This window comes from Pseudomonas weihenstephanensis (assembly GCF_016812185.1).
Classification (GTDB): Bacteria; Pseudomonadota; Gammaproteobacteria; order Pseudomonadales; family Pseudomonadaceae; genus Aquipseudomonas; species Aquipseudomonas weihenstephanensis.
Genome location: NZ_JAAEBV010000008.1, coordinates 12,209 through 28,411 on the forward strand (window position 1 = coordinate 12,209; position 16,203 = coordinate 28,411).

The 16,203-nt window shown below is 58.1% G+C and carries 17 protein-coding genes; 15 read left to right on the top strand and 2 right to left on the bottom strand.

The features are described 5' to 3' along the window. Positions 1 to 13: 13 nt before the first annotated feature. The 7 genes from tagH to GYN01_RS20340 are packed head-to-tail and all read left to right on the top strand — an operon-like array spanning position 14 to position 9,217. Complete coding sequence (gene tagH, locus GYN01_RS20310; RefSeq protein WP_203307675.1) at positions 14 to 1,207, top strand: type VI secretion system-associated FHA domain protein TagH; 1,194 nt, start codon at positions 14 to 16, stop codon at positions 1,205 to 1,207. Positions 1,208 to 1,212: 5 nt separating this feature from the next. Continuing rightward, positions 1,213 to 1,713 (top strand): type VI secretion system lipoprotein TssJ, encoded by a 501-nt coding sequence (gene tssJ / locus GYN01_RS20315; protein WP_203307676.1) that lies wholly within the window; start codon positions 1,213 to 1,215, stop codon positions 1,711 to 1,713. A 2-nt stretch (positions 1,714 to 1,715) separates the two neighbouring features. Next, positions 1,716 to 3,047: a type VI secretion system baseplate subunit TssK gene (gene tssK / locus GYN01_RS20320; RefSeq protein ID WP_048365887.1), complete on the top strand. Its 1,332-nt coding sequence runs from the start codon at positions 1,716 to 1,718 to the stop codon at positions 3,045 to 3,047. A 5-nt stretch (positions 3,048 to 3,052) separates the two neighbouring features. Then, positions 3,053 to 3,943: a type IVB secretion system protein IcmH/DotU gene (gene icmH, locus GYN01_RS20325; protein ID WP_048365886.1), complete on the top strand. Its 891-nt coding sequence runs from the start codon at positions 3,053 to 3,055 to the stop codon at positions 3,941 to 3,943. After that, positions 3,943 to 7,467: a type VI secretion system membrane subunit TssM gene (gene tssM, locus GYN01_RS20330; RefSeq protein WP_203307677.1), complete on the top strand. Its 3,525-nt coding sequence runs from the start codon at positions 3,943 to 3,945 to the stop codon at positions 7,465 to 7,467. The genes icmH and tssM overlap by 1 nt, the downstream gene beginning before the upstream one ends. Continuing rightward, positions 7,467 to 8,195 (top strand): PP2C family protein-serine/threonine phosphatase, encoded by a 729-nt coding sequence (locus GYN01_RS20335; protein ID WP_203307678.1) that lies wholly within the window; start codon positions 7,467 to 7,469, stop codon positions 8,193 to 8,195. Before tssM ends, GYN01_RS20335 begins: the two co-directional genes overlap by 1 nt. Next, entirely contained in the window at positions 8,192 to 9,217 is a 1,026-nt protein-coding gene (locus GYN01_RS20340) for a serine/threonine-protein kinase (RefSeq protein ID WP_203307679.1), read from the top strand. The genes GYN01_RS20335 and GYN01_RS20340 overlap by 4 nt, the downstream gene beginning before the upstream one ends. Before the next feature lie 19 nt (positions 9,218 to 9,236). Here GYN01_RS20340 and GYN01_RS22515 read toward each other — a convergent pair whose 3' ends face one another. Beyond that, a complete protein-coding gene (locus GYN01_RS22515; RefSeq protein WP_275296452.1) occupies positions 9,237 to 9,365 on the bottom strand; it encodes a hypothetical protein in 129 nt (42 codons plus the stop codon). 38 nt (positions 9,366 to 9,403) lie between these two features. Continuing rightward, positions 9,404 to 9,889, bottom strand: coding sequence for an Lrp/AsnC family transcriptional regulator (locus tag GYN01_RS20345; RefSeq protein ID WP_048365881.1), 486 nt, complete (start codon positions 9,887 to 9,889; stop codon positions 9,404 to 9,406). Positions 9,890 to 10,109: 220 nt separating this feature from the next. Between GYN01_RS20345 and GYN01_RS20350 the strand changes: the two genes are divergently transcribed. From GYN01_RS20350 to GYN01_RS20385, 8 genes are read left to right on the top strand one after another with little or no spacing between them, the layout of a single operon-like run. Then, a complete protein-coding gene (locus tag GYN01_RS20350; RefSeq protein ID WP_203307680.1) occupies positions 10,110 to 10,514 on the top strand; it encodes a Dabb family protein in 405 nt (134 codons plus the stop codon). Further along, entirely contained in the window at positions 10,504 to 10,926 is a 423-nt protein-coding gene (locus tag GYN01_RS20355; protein WP_048365879.1) for a DUF2000 domain-containing protein, read from the top strand. Before GYN01_RS20350 ends, GYN01_RS20355 begins: the two co-directional genes overlap by 11 nt. Before the next feature lie 12 nt (positions 10,927 to 10,938). After that, the gene (locus GYN01_RS20360) at positions 10,939 to 12,339 is read left to right on the top strand and encodes an AMP-binding protein (protein ID WP_203307681.1); all 1,401 of its coding nucleotides are present in this window, start codon (positions 10,939 to 10,941) and stop codon (positions 12,337 to 12,339) included. Between the two features lie 2 nt (positions 12,340 to 12,341). Further along, complete coding sequence (locus GYN01_RS20365; protein WP_053076071.1) at positions 12,342 to 13,307, top strand: branched-chain amino acid transaminase; 966 nt, start codon at positions 12,342 to 12,344, stop codon at positions 13,305 to 13,307. Between the two features lie 20 nt (positions 13,308 to 13,327). Next, complete coding sequence (locus GYN01_RS20370) at positions 13,328 to 13,948, top strand: bacilysin biosynthesis protein BacA (RefSeq protein WP_048365920.1); 621 nt, start codon at positions 13,328 to 13,330, stop codon at positions 13,946 to 13,948. 39 nt (positions 13,949 to 13,987) lie between these two features. Continuing rightward, entirely contained in the window at positions 13,988 to 14,557 is a 570-nt protein-coding gene (locus GYN01_RS20375; RefSeq protein ID WP_048402502.1) for a carboxymuconolactone decarboxylase family protein, read from the top strand. A 3-nt stretch (positions 14,558 to 14,560) separates the two neighbouring features. After that, positions 14,561 to 15,514 (top strand): ornithine cyclodeaminase family protein, encoded by a 954-nt coding sequence (locus GYN01_RS20380; RefSeq protein WP_203307682.1) that lies wholly within the window; start codon positions 14,561 to 14,563, stop codon positions 15,512 to 15,514. A gap of 60 nt (positions 15,515 to 15,574) precedes the next feature. After that, positions 15,575 to 16,195 (top strand): LysE family translocator, encoded by a 621-nt coding sequence (locus tag GYN01_RS20385; protein ID WP_048402500.1) that lies wholly within the window; start codon positions 15,575 to 15,577, stop codon positions 16,193 to 16,195. Positions 16,196 to 16,203: the final 8 nt, after the last annotated feature.

Below are 16,203 nucleotides of genomic sequence, written 5' to 3' on the forward strand. Positions count from 1 at the left end.
AAGGAGCAAGATCATGGAACTGGTTTTCGAAATGCTGAACACCAAGCAATTCGTGCCTACAGAGCTGTGCCAGAAAACCTTCACCCCCAGCGGTGGCGTGATCGGGCGCGGTGAGGATTGCGATTGGGTCATTCCTGACCGCAAGCGTCACTTGTCCAACCGCCACGCGTTGATCAGTTACCGCGACGGTGTGTTTTACCTGACCGACACCAGCAGCAACGGTATTCAGGACCGTGACACCGGTGCGCGCCTGCCCAAGGGTGAAGCGCTGCGCATCGAGAGTGGGACGGCCTATGTACTGGGCGACTTTGAAATCCGCGCCCGGCTGATTCGTGACCCGGCCAGCCTTGACGTTGAAATCGGTCTGCCGCAAGCCGCGGGCAGCATCATTCCGGATGATGCGTTTTATGATCTTGACCCGCTCAATGCGCTCGGTCAGCACGAGCACGACGACGCGCACATTAATGAACTGATCAGCCCTAAAACCGCTGCCGAACCGCCGCGCCAGCGAGCCGATTACGCGCAGGTGGATCGCGAGCGCCTGATCGTACCGCAACTGATCAAAGCCCCTGTGGCAGAGCCTGCGGCGCCACCACCTGCGGTCGAGCGTCAAACTGAAGGGTTTTGGCAGCACTTTGGCGCAGCGCTCGGCGTTGACCTCAACGAGCTTGATCACGATGCCCGAGAAGCCTTGGCCTTGAAGGCTGCGCGGTTGCTTAAACAGAGTGTGGGAGGGTTGCAGCAGAGCCTGCGCACCCGCAGCGAGCTGAAAAACGAGTTGCGTCTGGCGCAAACCACTGTTCAAAGCACGCAAAAGAACCCGCTGAAAGTGGCCATCGACGCCAGTGAAGCGCTGGGCATCCTGCTTGCGCCAGGCCGTGCGGGACAGTTGTCGGCCGAGCAGTCTGTTGCGCGAGCCTTTCGTGATGTGCAGGCGCATCAGGTGGCATTGCTGAGCGCCAGCCGGGCGGCGTTGCGTAGCACGCTGGAGCACTTTTCGCCCGAGCGCCTGACCCTGCGATTTGAGCGTGACAACAAGCCTTTGTTGGCCACCTCCGGCAGCCGCTGGAGAGCGTTCGGTCGCTATCACCAGGCGTTGCAACAGGACGATGACTGGAGCGAACGCCTGTTGGCCCGTGACTTCGCGCAAGCCTACGAAGAACAGGTGCGCTTGATTTCTTCCCTTCACAACGACTACCAAGGATGAAGCGCATGTCTTGCTGCTCGCCCCGTTTGTTTCACACGCTGCTGGCCTGCGCCGCCCTGGTGCTGATGGCGGGATGCTCGACCCTGTCACCGTATTCGACGCTGACCAAGGTCAATCTCAAACTTCAAGCCAGTGATCAATTGAACCCTGATCTTAACGGGCGTCCTTCACCTGTGGTGGTGAGCCTGTTTGAACTCAAACACCCGGTGGCGTTTGAGAATGCGGACTTTTTCAGCCTGTATGAGCATGCCAAAGAGGCACTCAGCCCGGACATGGTCGCCAGCGAACAGCTTGAGTTGCGCCCAGGTGAAACCCTGGAGTTGAAACTCAGCGTAGAGGAGGGCAGCCGTTATATCGGTATCCTCGCGGCGTACCGCGACCTGCCTGACAGTAAGTGGCGCTATACGGTTGAAGTCACCCCGCAAGAGACAACGGACGTGGCGTTGATCCTCGATCAGAGCGGCATTCTCAACGCTCAAAAAATGCTCGCCAAGGCGGATGACTGATCATGAATGCGCACAAAGTCATTTGGCAGGAAGGCATGCTGCTGCGTCCGCAGCATTTTCAACATAACGATCGTTATTACGACCATCAGATGAAAACCCGCACGCAGTTGCTGGGCAGTTACATCTGGGGGTTTCTGGGGCTGGAAATCGATTTGCAGTTCCTCAGCATGGGCAAGCTGGTGGTCAGCCAGGCGTCGGGGATCTTGCCCGACGGCAGCCTGTTTGAGTTGGGCGGCAACACTGAACCGCTGGCCCTCGATGTGCCACCCAACACCGGCAATACGCCGATTTACCTGGCGTTGCCGCTGGTCACCGGCAACCACATTGAAGCCCGCCGCCCGGAGCAATCCGATGTGTTGGCGCGTTACACCGCCTACGAGTCCGAAGTCACTGACTCTAATGCAGGCGATGACTCGTCCAGCCAGGTGAGTTGCGCGCGGCCGGATTTTCGTTTGCTGCTGGGTGAGCAGCAGAGCGATCAGGCGTACGTCAAGCTCAAGCTGTGTGAGGTGCTCGACACCACGCCCGATGGGGTGATCAGCCTCAACCCGGACTTTGTGCCGACGTTTATCCAGGCGCACTCTTCGAGCTATTTGCTCTCGTGCCTCAAAGAAATCATCAGCATGCTCGGGCACCGTGGCGACACCATTGCCGAGCGTATTCGCTCCAACGGCAAGGTCGGTGGTGCTGAAGTCGGCGATTTCATGATGCTGCAACTGATCAACCGTACCGAGCTGTTGCTGCGCCACTACCTGGGACTTGAGCAGGTCCACCCCGAAGAGCTGTACCGCACGCTGCTGACCATGCTGGGCGAGCTGGCGACGTTTTCCAGCGACACCAAACGCCCGCGTCTGGACAGCCGTTATCAGCACAGCGATCAGGGCGCCAGCTTTCGCAAGTTAATGGACGCGATTCGCCAAGTGCTGTCGATGGTGCTGGAGCAGCATGCTATTGAGCTGGTGCTGCAAGCGCGTCAATACGGGATTCTGGTGTCACCGTTACACGACCACAAGCTGCTGGCCTCGGCCTCGTTTGTGTTGGCCGCCAGCGCCAACTGCGACAGCGAAGAGCTGCGCCATCGCCTGCCTGCGCACCTGAAGGTCGGCCCCGTGGAGCAGATCCGCCAGTTGGTCAACCTGCACCTGCCCGGGATCAAGGTTAAACCGCTGCCGGTTGCGCCGCGCCAGATCGCTTTTCATTCCAATAAAACCTATTTCATTCTCGAACTCAGTCCTGATGACGTGGCACAGCTGGAGCGCTCCGGTGGTTTTGCATTCCATGTATCCGGGGAATTTGCCGAGCTTGAACTGAAATTCTGGGCCATCAGGAACTGACCGACATGATCAAGGACATGGAACATAGCCAGGACGAAAAAACCGTGCTGCTTGACCGCAAAGGCCAAGGGCCCGGCGCGGGTCCGCTGACTGACTTCGCCTCGCCGCCGCGCTTTGAACAGCTCGAAGAACGGATGATTTACGCCGCGCGCCTGCGCCCGACGCAAACCTTCAGCATCAGCCTCAATTCATTGGTCGCCGCCGCTTCGCAGCTGTTAAGTGAGGTGGTTCGGCTCAAGCACAGCGAAAGTCGTGAGGATTTGCTCCCGCTCAACGAGCGGCTGACGGCGGCGCTCAAAGTGTTTGAGGTGCGCGCGTTGCACAACGGCGCGGAAAGCAGCCAGGTCATGGCGGCCCGCTACGTGCTGTGCACAGTCGTCGATGAAGCGGTGGTGACGACGACCTGGGGTAATGAAAGCGAATGGTCGCAGATGAGCCTGTTGAGCAGTTTTCACAACGAGACGTTCGGTGGCGAAAAGGTTTTTCAGCTGCTCGATCGACTGTCCAAAAACCCGGTCAAGCACTTGCCGATGCTGGAGTTGATGTACCTGTGCCTGTCGCTGGGCTTTGAGGGCAAATACCGGGTCCAGCCACGCGGCATGCTGGAACTGGAAGGTATCCGCGATGCGTTGTATCGCCAGATCCGCCAACTGCGCGGCGATGTTCCCCGCGAGCTGTCACCGCAGTGGGAAGGTTTGAGCCAGCAGCGACGCCATCTGGTGCGCATCGTACCGGCCTGGATGGTGGTGCTGTTTACCGCCGTGTGTCTGGTGGTGATGTATTGCGGTTTTGCCTGGGTGTTGGGTGAACAGCGCGAAACGGTATTGCAACCTTATCAGCAGCTTGATCCGGCGTTGGTTCAGCCTGATGCCGCCGCCGTTAACAAGGACGTGTGATGAAACAGTTTTTCAAAAAAATCGGCGCATTCTTGTGCAAGACCTGGGTCTGGACCCTGTTACTGCTCCTGTGCGTGGCGCTGCTGGTGTGGTTTGTCGGGCCGCTGTTAGCGGTCAATGACTACAAGTTCTGGGAAGGTTCGACCTCGCGGCTGTTGACCATCAGCGCGCTGATATTGATGTGGGGCCTGTTCATGGTCTACGTCAATTGGCGCGCTGGAGTGCGCAAGCAAGTGTTGCTGGACAGCGAAGACGGGCAGGCCCGTTTGCAGCGCGAAGAGCAAATCGAGAGTGAACGCAAAGCGCTCAAAACGCGCTTCAAGGACGCCCTCAACACCCTCAAGACCTCCAGCGTGTATCGCGGTCGCAGCGAGCGCTGGCGCAATGATTTGCCGTGGTACTTGCTGATTGGCCCACAGGGCAGCGGCAAAACCAGTTTGCTGGACTTCTCGGGGCTGGAGTTCCCGATCAACAAGCTGGACCGCAAGTTGACCCGCGATACCCAGGGCACGGCTTATTGCGACTGGTACTTCGCCGATCATGGGGTGTTGATCGACACCGCGGGTCGCTACCTGACCCAACCGGATGCCGAAGTCGATGGCAGCGGCTGGCACACGTTGCTGAGTTTGCTGCGTCAACGGCGGCGCAACCGTCCCTTGAATGGCGTGCTGGTGACCATTCCCGTGGAAACCTTGCTGGACGGCACTGACGGTGAGCTGGAGGCGTTGGCGCGTCAAGTCCGCGCGCGCTTGCAAGATGTGCATCAAAAGCTGCACGTCGATGTGCCGGTGTACCTGGTGTTGAGCAAGGCAGACCGTTTACTCGGGTTCGATGAGTTCTTTGAACAATTAAGCCGCGAAGAAAGCGATCAGGTATTGGGTACCACGTTGCGCAAGGAGCAAAGTGGCACCGATGTCGCGGTTTTACGGGCTGAGTTTGAAGAGCTGCTGCGCAGGCTTAATAGCCAGGTGATCATGCGCATGCATCAGGAACGTGACACTCAGCGCCGTGCGCGAATCCTCGATTTCCCGCATCAGTTGGGCCAGATCGGTGAACGCATGTGCCTGTTTGTGGACATGGCCTTTACCGGCAATCGCTACCAGCGTGTCAGCCAGTTACGTGGTTTTTACCTGACCAGCGCGCCGCATGTGTCACACGTGACGGACAACAGCGAGGAGGGGGATGACCTCAACAGCCTGAGTGCTGGCGCCTTGCCTAACCTGCACCGGGGGCGTGCGTGTTTTATCCATCATTTGTTCAGCCGGGTGATTTTTCCTGAGGCTGATCTGGCAGGGTTGGACAAGCGCGAACGCAGCCGCATCCATTGGGGCCAACGGGCCTTGTATGTGGGCGCGCTGGCCGCCTTGGCGCTGTTTGGCGTGTTGTGGGCCGGTGGCTTTTCGGCTAACTATGAACGCCTCGAAAACCTGCGCACATTGGCTCAGGAGTGGGTACAGCAGCGTGCAGCGTTGACCGCTCGTGACGACGCCCGTGCAGTCTTGAAACCGCTGGATACGCTGTATGCGGCGACGCAAGTGTTTCCCAAAACGGGGGAGGTGTCGTACCTGGAACGTGGTGGTCTTTATCAGGGTGAGGCGGTCAATCCCGTGGTCACGCAAGCGTATGACCAAGCGCTTGAAGCCCAATTATTGCCTCAAGTCGCGACGATGCTTGAGGGGCAGATTCGTACTAACCTCAAGAATCGCGAGCGCCTGCTTAACAGTTTGCGTGCCTACTTGATGCTTAACCTCAAAGACCGGCGTGATGCGGCTTGGCTCAAAGACTGGGTTGCCACCGACTGGTCGGTGCGTTACGCCGGTAACACCGAGGTGCAAAACGGCTTGAATACGCACTTTGAACGTTTGCTCAAGCAACCGTTCGTGTACCCGCTAAACGAACAGTTGGTGGCGCAGGCGCGTCAGGTATTGCGCAGTGAGTCGTTGGCCAACGTGGTTTATCGGATGTTGCGTGAGCAGGCGCGCAGCTTGCCGGAATACCGGTTGAGTCAGCACCTGGGGCCGCAGGGCGGGTTGTTTATCGGCACAGACTATGTGATTCCGGGGTTCTATACCCAGAGCGGCTATCAGCAGTATTTCTCGGTGCAGAGCACCACGCTGGTCACCGACATCCTGCAAGACAACTGGGTGTTGGGCGAAGGTCCGGGCATGAGTGGGATGGACTTGCGCCGCCTGATGGTGGAGCTGGAGCAGCTGTATTTCCGTGACTACGCCAACTATTGGGGCGAAGCCGTGGGCCGAGTGGCGCTGCAACCGATCAATGATGCCGGTGAAGGTGCCGAGCAATTGGCGGGCTTGACCTCCTCCAACTCGCCCGTGCTGCAACTGCTGGTTGAAGTGCGGGAAAACACGCGCTTCCAGGCCATCGCCGACAGCGTCGAAGAAGCCGGTGAGCCCACTGAAGCATTGGGCAAAAAGGCCGCAAAAGCAGGTAAGGCGGTTAAAGCAGTGGCGGGCAAGGCATCGCAAGTGTTGACCGCCAAACTGCCAGACACCGCCAAAAAGTCGTTGCAGCGCCGATTTGAACCTTTGCACCGTTTGCTGGATGACAACAACGGCCCGGCCGCTGATTTGACCCCGGCGCTGCAAGCGCTCAATGACTTGCAGTTGCAACTGACCAGCCTGGCCCGTGCCAGTGCGCCAGAGCAGGCGGCCTATGAAATGACCAAGGTGCGCATGAGCGGTCAGCGCGATGCGTTGAGCAGTTTGCGCAATGCCTCGGCGCGTTTGCCGCGCCCGGTGGGCACCTGGTTCAACGTATTGGCCGAAGACACCTGGCGTTTGCTGCTTGACGATACTTATCAGTATTTGAACCAGCGCTATCAGAGCGAGTTGTACAGCTACTACGGCAAAGCGATCAACAAGCGCTATCCGTTCTATGCCCACAGCACCAGCGACGTCGCCATCAGCGACTTCCGCGAGTTCTTCAAGGCACAGGGCATTGCGGACAAGTTCTTCGACACCTACATGCGCGCCTTTGTCAGCGGTGATCCGGGTAACTACCGGTTGCGCAGCATTGATGGGCACAGCTTGCCCATCTCCAAGGCATACCTGGACCAGATGGGGGCGGCGCAGGTGATCCGTCAGAGTTTCTTTGCAGAGAATCCGGCCGAGCCGCAGGTGCAGTTCAAGCTTGAGCCCTACACGCTGGACGCGGCGGTCAGTCGGTCGCAGTTCACCTTCGGCGACAAGGTCATTGAATACCGCCACGGGCCGATTGTGCCGGTGGCGTTCAAATGGCCCACGGAGGCCGCGGATGGTCGAACCAGCCTGGTACTGGACAAAATGGTCGGGCGCCCGGTGGGCATCGAGAAAAATACCGGGCCGTGGTCACTGTTCCGTTTGTTCGACCTGATGCAAACCGAGTCGCTGACCGGCCGTGACGTGTTGGTGCTAAAAGCCGATCTTGGCGGCCTGCGCGCTAACTATTTGTTGACCAGCCCGCGCACACCGAACCCGTTTGACATGAGTGTGATCCGCACTTTCCGTATGCCGGTGCAACTCTGATGCCGGTGAGCGGTGCCTGGCGCAGCGCGGCGCGTACCGATGCGGGCAAGGTGCGGGCGCGCAACGAAGATGCCTTTCTGGAGTGCCCGCAACAGGGGTTGTGGGTGGTCGCGGACGGTATGGGCGGTCATCAGGGCGGTGATATTGCTAGCCAGTTGATCGTCGCGAGCCTGGCAGACTTGCCGATGCAGGTGGATTTTGACGAGCGCCTCAAGGGCGTTCGTCAGTGCCTGCACTGGCTGAACCGGCGGTTGGGCCAAGAGCTGACGGTCACCGCCGGGCGCCATGACAGCATCATGGGCAGCACGGTGGTGGCGGTGCTGATGGAAGGCAACCGTGCGGCCTGTATCTGGGCCGGTGACAGTCGCTGTTATCTGTGGCGTGGGCAGCGTTTGTACCAGCTGTCCAAAGACCACTCCTTGCAACAACAACTGATTGATGAACAGCAGATGAGCGTCGAACAGGCCAAGGCGCATCCGTCGGCTCATGCCTTGACCCGGGCCGTGGGGGCCAGTGAGCAATTGACCCTCGATGTACTGGAGTTGGAGACGTTACCCGGTGATGCTTTTTTGTTGTGCAGCGATGGTTTGTACCAAGGCTTGAGTACGGACGCGCTTGGCCATGCGTTGAACTTGCCCGCGCCGCAGCAGGCGCTGGAGCGGCTGTTTAACGGTGCGTTACGTGGCGCTGCACGGGATAACCTGACGGCCGTGGTGATACGCCAATGAGCCTGCCCGACAGTGCGATCGACGACTTGCTGCTCAGCGCTGAGCATGCCAGTAACCTGACTTATTTTGCCTTTGCCAAGGCGGCGTGCGACACGCCAGCTGGCCCGCCCACCCGGGCCAGTGTCGGGCAATTACCGCAAGTGCTGGCGGCCCGTTACCAGCTCGAAGGCTTGCTGGGTGCGGGTGGGATGGGCGCGGTGTACCGTGCGCGGGACTTGCTGCATGAGCAGTACGGCGATCCGTCACCGTACATCGCCATCAAAGTGCTCAGCGAAGCCTTCGCACAAGCCCCTGATTGCAGCGCATTGCTGTACAGCGAATTCGCCCTCACGCGGCATGTGCGTCACGACAACGTATTGCGTCTGCATACGTTTGAGGTCGATCCCGACAGTCAGCACGCTTTTATCACCATGGAGCTGATGCGCGGGTTAACGCTGGACAAGCTGCTGTGTGAGCGGCCCCAGGGCCTGGCGTGGGACGAATTGCGCGAGATCGCCTTGCCGTTAATGGATGCGCTGGCTCATGCCCACGCACGTGGGGTGCTGCACGGTGATCTCAAGCCTAGCAATGTGATGGTCAGCGAAGACGGTGTGCGCCTGTTTGATTTTGGCCTGGGGCAGGCCGAGGAGGGCGTTCTCAGTGGCCTGCCGCAGTTAAGTCGCAGCCGTTTTAATGCCTGGACGCCCGGCTATGCGGCCCCTGAACTGCTGGAAGGGCAACCGTTGTCGGCCCGTGCGGATGTTTTTGCCCTGGCGTGCGTGCTGTATGAGTTGGCCGAGGGTAAACATCCGTATCAGCGCCTGCCCTCAAACACCGCACGTGAGCAGGGTTTGCACCTGCAACTGCGTGCGCCGCGTAACGTGCCCAGGCAGTGTTGGCCTGCGTTGCGAGCGGCGCTGAGTGTTGATCCGGCAGAGCGCATCATCACCGTGCAGCAACTGCGTGACGCCTGGGCCAGCACGTGGCGTGGCTGGCTGTGGGGGTTACCCGGTGTGCGCTGTATCAGGCGCATCAGGTTTTAAATCGACCGCTGTTGAGGTGTCAGCCGCTCTGCGCCTCGTTCTTGTCCTTCCAGATCATGGTTTGCACCCTGATCTGGGGATGGCTGGCCAAAGGCTCCCACTCATCGATGAACGCGAAGCCCTGCCATTGCGTTAATCGTATGTTCATGATCGTCCTGAAGGTGAACTCAACGCTGGGGCGTCACGCTAAATGTCTTGGGCGCTTTTAACCGGGAAAGAGACAAAGGGTTTGATTTCTTTCAATACGAACATGCTCTGCATCTCTTTGATACCGGGCAGTCGCCGGACGACTGACATGGCGAAATCGGCAAAAGAGTCCAGATCACGGGCAACCACTTGCAGCAAGAAGTCGGCGTCGCCGCCGATGCTGTAGCAGGCCACAACGTCTTCGAGCAGCATGACTTGCTCTTCGAACTTCTTGGCTTCTGCCTCGCTGTGGTGACCAATGCTGATACGCACGAACACCATGACCCCCAAACCGATCTTGCGTCGGTCCAGTACCGCCCGGTAGCCCTGAATGTAGCGGTGCTCTTCGAGTTGGCGCACGCGGCGCCAGCAGGGGGACGCAGACATGCCGATCTGGTCGGCCAAGGTCTGGTTGGTGATCCGGCCGTCCTGTTGCAAAGCGGTAAGAATGCGCACATCTGTAGTGGTTAGCACCGGCGTGGTCATAAATTCCAACTCCCTGTCATCAGGCGCAAGATTCTACCTAAATCGATTCGCGCGGCAATCAAAATAGAAATAATTATTCTGCTCAAAGGTTTAGTATTTTTTAACGCTTTAATCATCAACCTGCACACACGCCTTGAATAACTTTCGCAGTGAGGGCTAACCCTTGCTTATATAAAAATAACAGTGATGTGCGCCGCGAGGTGCGCGTTCAGGGGACTGCATGATTCTTCATTTGGTGTTTTTCAAGTTTATTGAACCGTATCAATGGGGGGATGAAGAAGTTATTGATGCCGAATCAACCACTCACCAACACCCCTTGTACATTGATGAGATTCTGGGATGGGCCTGTGGGCGCAATATAAGTGAACGCGCACAGGCGATGGACTTTGTGGTCATGGGTTTGTTTGAAAATCACACACAATTGTCCGCCTACTTAATACATCCGGATCATATGCGTGGCGTGGAGAAGTGGCGGCGTATTGCGACGTGGTCCGTGGTGGATGTTGAAGTGGACAGCCAAACCTCCAGTTTTGCCGGGTTGTTGGCCGGGGGCGTGGGTGGCCAGATAAAACAGTGGGATATTTTGAAAAGCCGGAACGTCCAGGGAGAGACACATGAAGTTTGATGCGGCCATTCACAAGTGCGTGATTGTTGTCGACAAGGCTCTGGGGCTGGGGCATGCAGCCAATGCCATCAGCGTGATCGGGGTCAGTTTCGGGGGGGCGATCGAAGGCTTGGTAGGTCCGGATCTGCACAGCCGTGATGGTATTAACTACCCCGGTGTCATTTACGCACCGTTGCCTATTCTGGTGTCTGACAATGCGTTGTTGCACAGTTTGCAAGAAAAGGCACTGGCGGATGAAGGCGTGCATGTGATGCCGTTTAGTGCGTTGGCGCAGTCCTGCAAAACCTATGAAGAATATGAGTCGCGTATTGCCGAGGCTGACAGTCCGGCCATTGAGTTAGTTGCCATTGGTCTGGTGGGGCCGAAAAAGTTAATCAGTAAGTTGACCGGCAATCTCGCACTCTTCAAATAACAAGGAGGTTATGTGTACGCATTATTCAAGCCTGAACTTTTAGACCTGGCGCGCGCGGTGTATCAACAGCAGGCGGATTTTGAGGCGGGCGGCATTGACGAGTCTGCCCTTAAGGAACTGCAACTTGATCGCCTTAAAGAGGTGGTGCGCTATGTTAAAGCGGGCTCAGCTTTTTATAAGACTCATTTGTCCAGCGTGCCGGATGACAGCATTGATTCGCTGAGTTGGGAACATTTCAGCCGCCTGCCTTTTACCAGCAAAAATGACCTGCGCGAGGCCGGGCACGATTTGGCCGCAGCACCGCTCAATAAGGCCTGGGTCTATTACGAGACCACCGGCACGACCGGCGCCGCCACGCCATGCCCGCGCAATGAGCATGATTCGATTTTCAATAACACCCCACTGATCCAGCGTTACGGTGAGCTGTTTCGCGCGCACGGTGAACGTCACATTGTGGGGGTGATGGGCCCTACTGAGTTGCATTCAACCGGTGACACCTTTGAAGACGTGTGCCGCAGCCTTGGGCACACCGTGGTGAAAATGTGGCCGCGCTCGCCCGTGGTCGGGCTGGACCGTGCTGTGGCATTGATCCGCGAATTGAAAATCACAGCATTGGTGTGTACGCCCGGCGTGGCGATCAGCCTGGCCAGGCATTTAATCAAGAAAGGCCAGCAGCCCGCTAACCTGGGGGTCAAGCTGATGCTGACGCTGGGCGAGCTGACCACGCCCGCGTTGTTGCGCAATATTGGCGAAGTGTGGAATTGCACGCTGTACAACTGCATGTACGCCTCACAGGAGTCGTCGATTTTGGCGGCGTGTGATGCCCGCGGCAATCTGTGCACGGTGCCGCTGAATGTGATCTATGAGGTGATCAATCCGGCGACGGGCCAGGTGCTGTCACCGGAACATCAGCGCATGACCGGCGAGTTGGTGATCACCCATTTGTATCAAGGGCAAAAACCGCTGATTCGCTATCGCACCGGTGACATGGTCAGGGTGCATGCCGTGGAGAACGGCAAGTGGCACCTCGTGCCGATTGGCCGTGTGCGCGACACGTTGGTCCTCAACGGCCACAACCATTGTGCTTACGACGTTGAAGCGGCGTTGTTCGAGCACTTGAAGGGCTGCCTCGATTACCACATTCAGGTGGAGTCGGTGGATGGCGTTGACCAGTTGCAGGTCACGCTGGAGGTGTATCCGGGCGCGACCACGCAAAACGATCTGGTGGCCATCGCGGCCTTCATGCAGACGCGCCTGGGAGCGCTGACCCGCATTGCTGTCGGCCCGACCGATGCAGTCACCGGCACCGCTGCCATGGTCAGCTGGAAAGCCGCCCGCTTGCACGACAAGCGCCAGGGCAGCGATAACCGCGAACGCGATACCGCGTTGACCCTTGCTGCGCGGAGAGCCTGATCATGGCGCATACCCCCAATCAAGCACCTACCCTCGCGCGCAAGCCGCACCTGCACGTTTACTTTGAAGGGCAGGTGGTGGAGGCCGCTCAAGCGCTGATCCCGGTGACGACGCAGGCGTTTAACTACGGCACCGCGGTGTTCGAAGGCATTCGTGCGTATGTGAGTGACGCTGGCGTGCTGAATGTGTTCCGCCTGGAGGATCACCTCAAGCGGCTGGAGAACTCCGCCAGGTTGCTGCAACTGGATAACTTGCCCGACCGCGCCGAAATGAAAGCCATCCTTGTTGACTTGCTGCGTCACAACCAAGCCAGCACGGACAGTTACATCCGCCCTTTAGCCTACAAAAAGGCGCTGCTACCGGGCGTCGGGTTTGGGGTGAAACTGTCAGGTGTCAGCTCCGGGCTGGTGATCAATACCCTGCCAATGGGGGCCTACATGCCTGCCTCGGGTGTGCGTTGTGCGATTTCGACCTGGCGCCGCATCCCCGATGTGTCATTGCCTGCCCGCGCCAAGATCACCGGCAGTTACGCCAACTCCGCGTTGGCGATGGAGTCGGCGCAACGTCAGGGCTTTGATGATGCGCTGATGTTGAATGTGCACGGCAACCTCGCTGAGTCGACCACCTCCAATGTGTTTGTCGTCAAAGACGGTTGCCTGATCACCCCCCCGTTGAGTGCGCATATTCTTGAGGGGATTACCCGTGACACGGTGATGACACTGGCCCGGGCTGAGCTGGGACTTAAGGTCATTGAACGCGATATTTCGTTTTCAGAACTGTTCAGCGTCGATGAATGTTTCCTTGCCGGTACGGGGGTAGAAATCGTGCCCGTGACCCAGATTGATCACTACTCGATCCAGGCGGGTCAGGTGGGGAACATCACGGCGAAGGTCAGGGACCTGTACCTGAAAACCGTCAGGGGCCAGGTCCCGCAATACGCCCACTGGTTAAGCCCGGTTATTCATTGAGCACTTGGAGCGTCATGAACATGGACAGAAATTTCATGAATGTGGGTGTGGTTGATTGGCGTCAATTGGTGATCAATACGCTAGGGCCCAACGGGACCAGCAGCGAAGCCGCCGCCCATTTCTTCACTCAGTGGTTTGGGCGCCAATACCCCGGGGCTCAGGTCCAGGTCAACCTGTGCGACTCGTATGAACAGGCGCGTTCAAGCCTGGTGGAACAGGTGCCGGCGGTCATGATCGTGGCCAATGCCTATCAGCAGATCAATCATTTCTACATGGACCCCCGGTTGGCGCTGGTGGCGACGTTTGTCTTCGATACGCCACTTTATGGCTTGGCCAGCAAAGGGCCGCTGACGACCAAAAAACTGACGGTGGCCACTCACCCCGCGCCAATGATGCTGATTGAAGAACTGTTGCCAGAGGGGCTTGAGGTGGACTCAGTGATTCTTGCGCTGTCCACCAGTGCCGCCGCTGGCGCCGCGGCCCGGGGTGAAGTGGACGTGGCGCTGACCACTGAAGTTGCCGCCGCCCTGCACGGTTTGAACTTTGTCTCCAGCACACGCCCCATCCGCATGCTGTGGTCAGTGTTCGCTTATACCCAGTGGAGCGCGTTAGGCATGGAAGGCAACGTGCATTGCAATTGAGCGTTGCGCTCACTCCCAAGAATAAAAGTAGAGGTTGTCATGACTGTATTGAAACGCCACACCCTGGACTCGACGCCGCACAAGAGCAAGCCGTTGCTGCAAAGCTCTATCGATAATTTTGGCTGGATTCCTAATCAGAGCGCTTACATGTCTGAGTCGCCGTCGTTACTCGCGGCTTATCAAAACGCCCATGACCTGTTTATCGACAGCTCCTTGAGTGAGGAGCACAAAGCACTGGTGTGGATAACCACCGGGGTTGAAAACAGCTGTGAGTACACGGTGCAGGCGCATGCATTCATCGCACTGTCCAACGGGGTGGACGCGGCAGTCGTGGATGCCATCGCCCATGACCCGAGCCGTTTAAGCCCGCAATTGACGGCTCTGCGCAGCTTTACGCTTGAGGTGATCCATGCGCGCGGGCATTTGGGCCAGGCCGCTATTGATGCGGTATTGCGTGCCGGTTTCAGCCAGCAAAACATGCTGGATGTGGTGCTCGGTGTGTCACAGAAAAACATGTCGACGATTGTCAATGCCATTGCCGGCACCGAAATCGACACCGCGTTCCAATGGGCGGGGTTTAAAGGTTTCAAACAGGCGAGCGGAGGTTGATTGATGCTGTACCTGGACAGCCACTCGGTCACGCACCTGCTCAATGATGCGCTGAGCCTGAAATTGAGCGAGATCGCTTTCAAATTGCACGCAACTGGGCAAGTCGAACAGCCTTTACGCACGATTGTCAGGGGCGCTGAACAGCAATTGATGGGCGTCATGCCTGCGTACATCAAGTCCGGCCCTTATCAGGGCTTCGGCCTGAAGTCCGTGGTGGTCAAGTTGGGGGAGGCCGCCAAAGGCCCGTCGCACAGTGGCAGTGTGTTGATCTATGACGAACCCGGTGCGCCACCCGTGGTGGCCGTGGATGCCGGTGCAATCACGCAGGTTCGCACCGCGTCGGCTTCGGCCTATGCCACCGACTTGCTGGCAAATGCGCAGGCTTCACGTCTCGCCATACTCGGCACCGGGCTACAAGCGCGTGCTCATTTGTTGGCCATGCAAAGCGTAAGGCCGATCAAGCACGTTTCAATTTGGGGCCGCAACCCGCGAGCCACCCGTGAATTGGGCCAATGGATTCAGAGCACCTGCGATCTGGCGGTGAGCGTATGTGCCAGCGCCGCAGAGGCGGTCCATGACCGCGACATTGTGTGCCTGACCACGGCCGCCAGGTCACCGATCATCAGGCGCAGTGATTTGCCCAGGCACTGCCACGTCAACGCAATCGGCTCATCGGCGCTGGGGTTTCAGGAGCTGCATGAAGATGTGTACCAAGACAGCCTTCTGTTCACCGATTGCAATCAGTCGGTGTTGGCCGCCAGTGAATGCGTGATCAAAGCGGTCAACCAAGGCGTTTTGAACCCGCAGGGCGTGGGCACTGAAATCGGTGCTGTGCCGACTGATCGACGTTGGCGGGAGGAAGGGGGCGTCACACTCTTCAAGTCCGTAGGGTTGGCGGTTCAGGACCTGGTGTTTTCCCGTGAGGTAATCCGCCAGTGGCTCGCCTCATCGGGCTGACGACACAGACCGGTTTGAGCCCTGGCCCTACGTATAATTTATGTCCCGAGGGGGAACGCTATGCTCGATTTGACACAGGTACTCACCTACAGCGCGGCATTAGGTATCGCCGCAGCCATTCCGGGGCCAGGCATGGCTGCGCTGGTGGCCAGAAGTGTCAGTGGCGGAGCACTGACCGGGTTTTGTTTGTTGTTTGGTTTGATTCTGGGGGATTTGACGTACCTGTCATTTGCCGTGTTTGGCCTGGCGATGATCGCTGAGCACTTTAACGAGCTGTTCCAATTGGTGCGTTGGGGGGCTGCGCTGTATCTGTTCTATCTGGCCTGGCAATTCTGGTTTGCCGATCATCAGGCGATTGAAGTCGGTAAGCCTGTGAAGCGTAAAGAACTGCTGTCAGCGGCGGTCTCAGGTTTGACCATCACCTTGGGCAACCCTAAAACCATTGCGTTTTACCTGGCCTTGCTGCCGTTGGTGATCAACCTTGAAAACGTATCACTGGCGACGTGGGGGTTGATGCTGGTGCCGTTAACGGTGCTGGTGCTACTGAGTGTCGGGGCACTGTTTGTTTTTGGTGCGGTGCGTATTCGTCACCTGCTGTCGAGCCTGCGCGCGCAACAGCGATTGTTTCGCGGTGCCGCCGCGATCATGGTGGCAGCCGGTGCGGCCATGCTGGTTCGCTAAGGGATGTC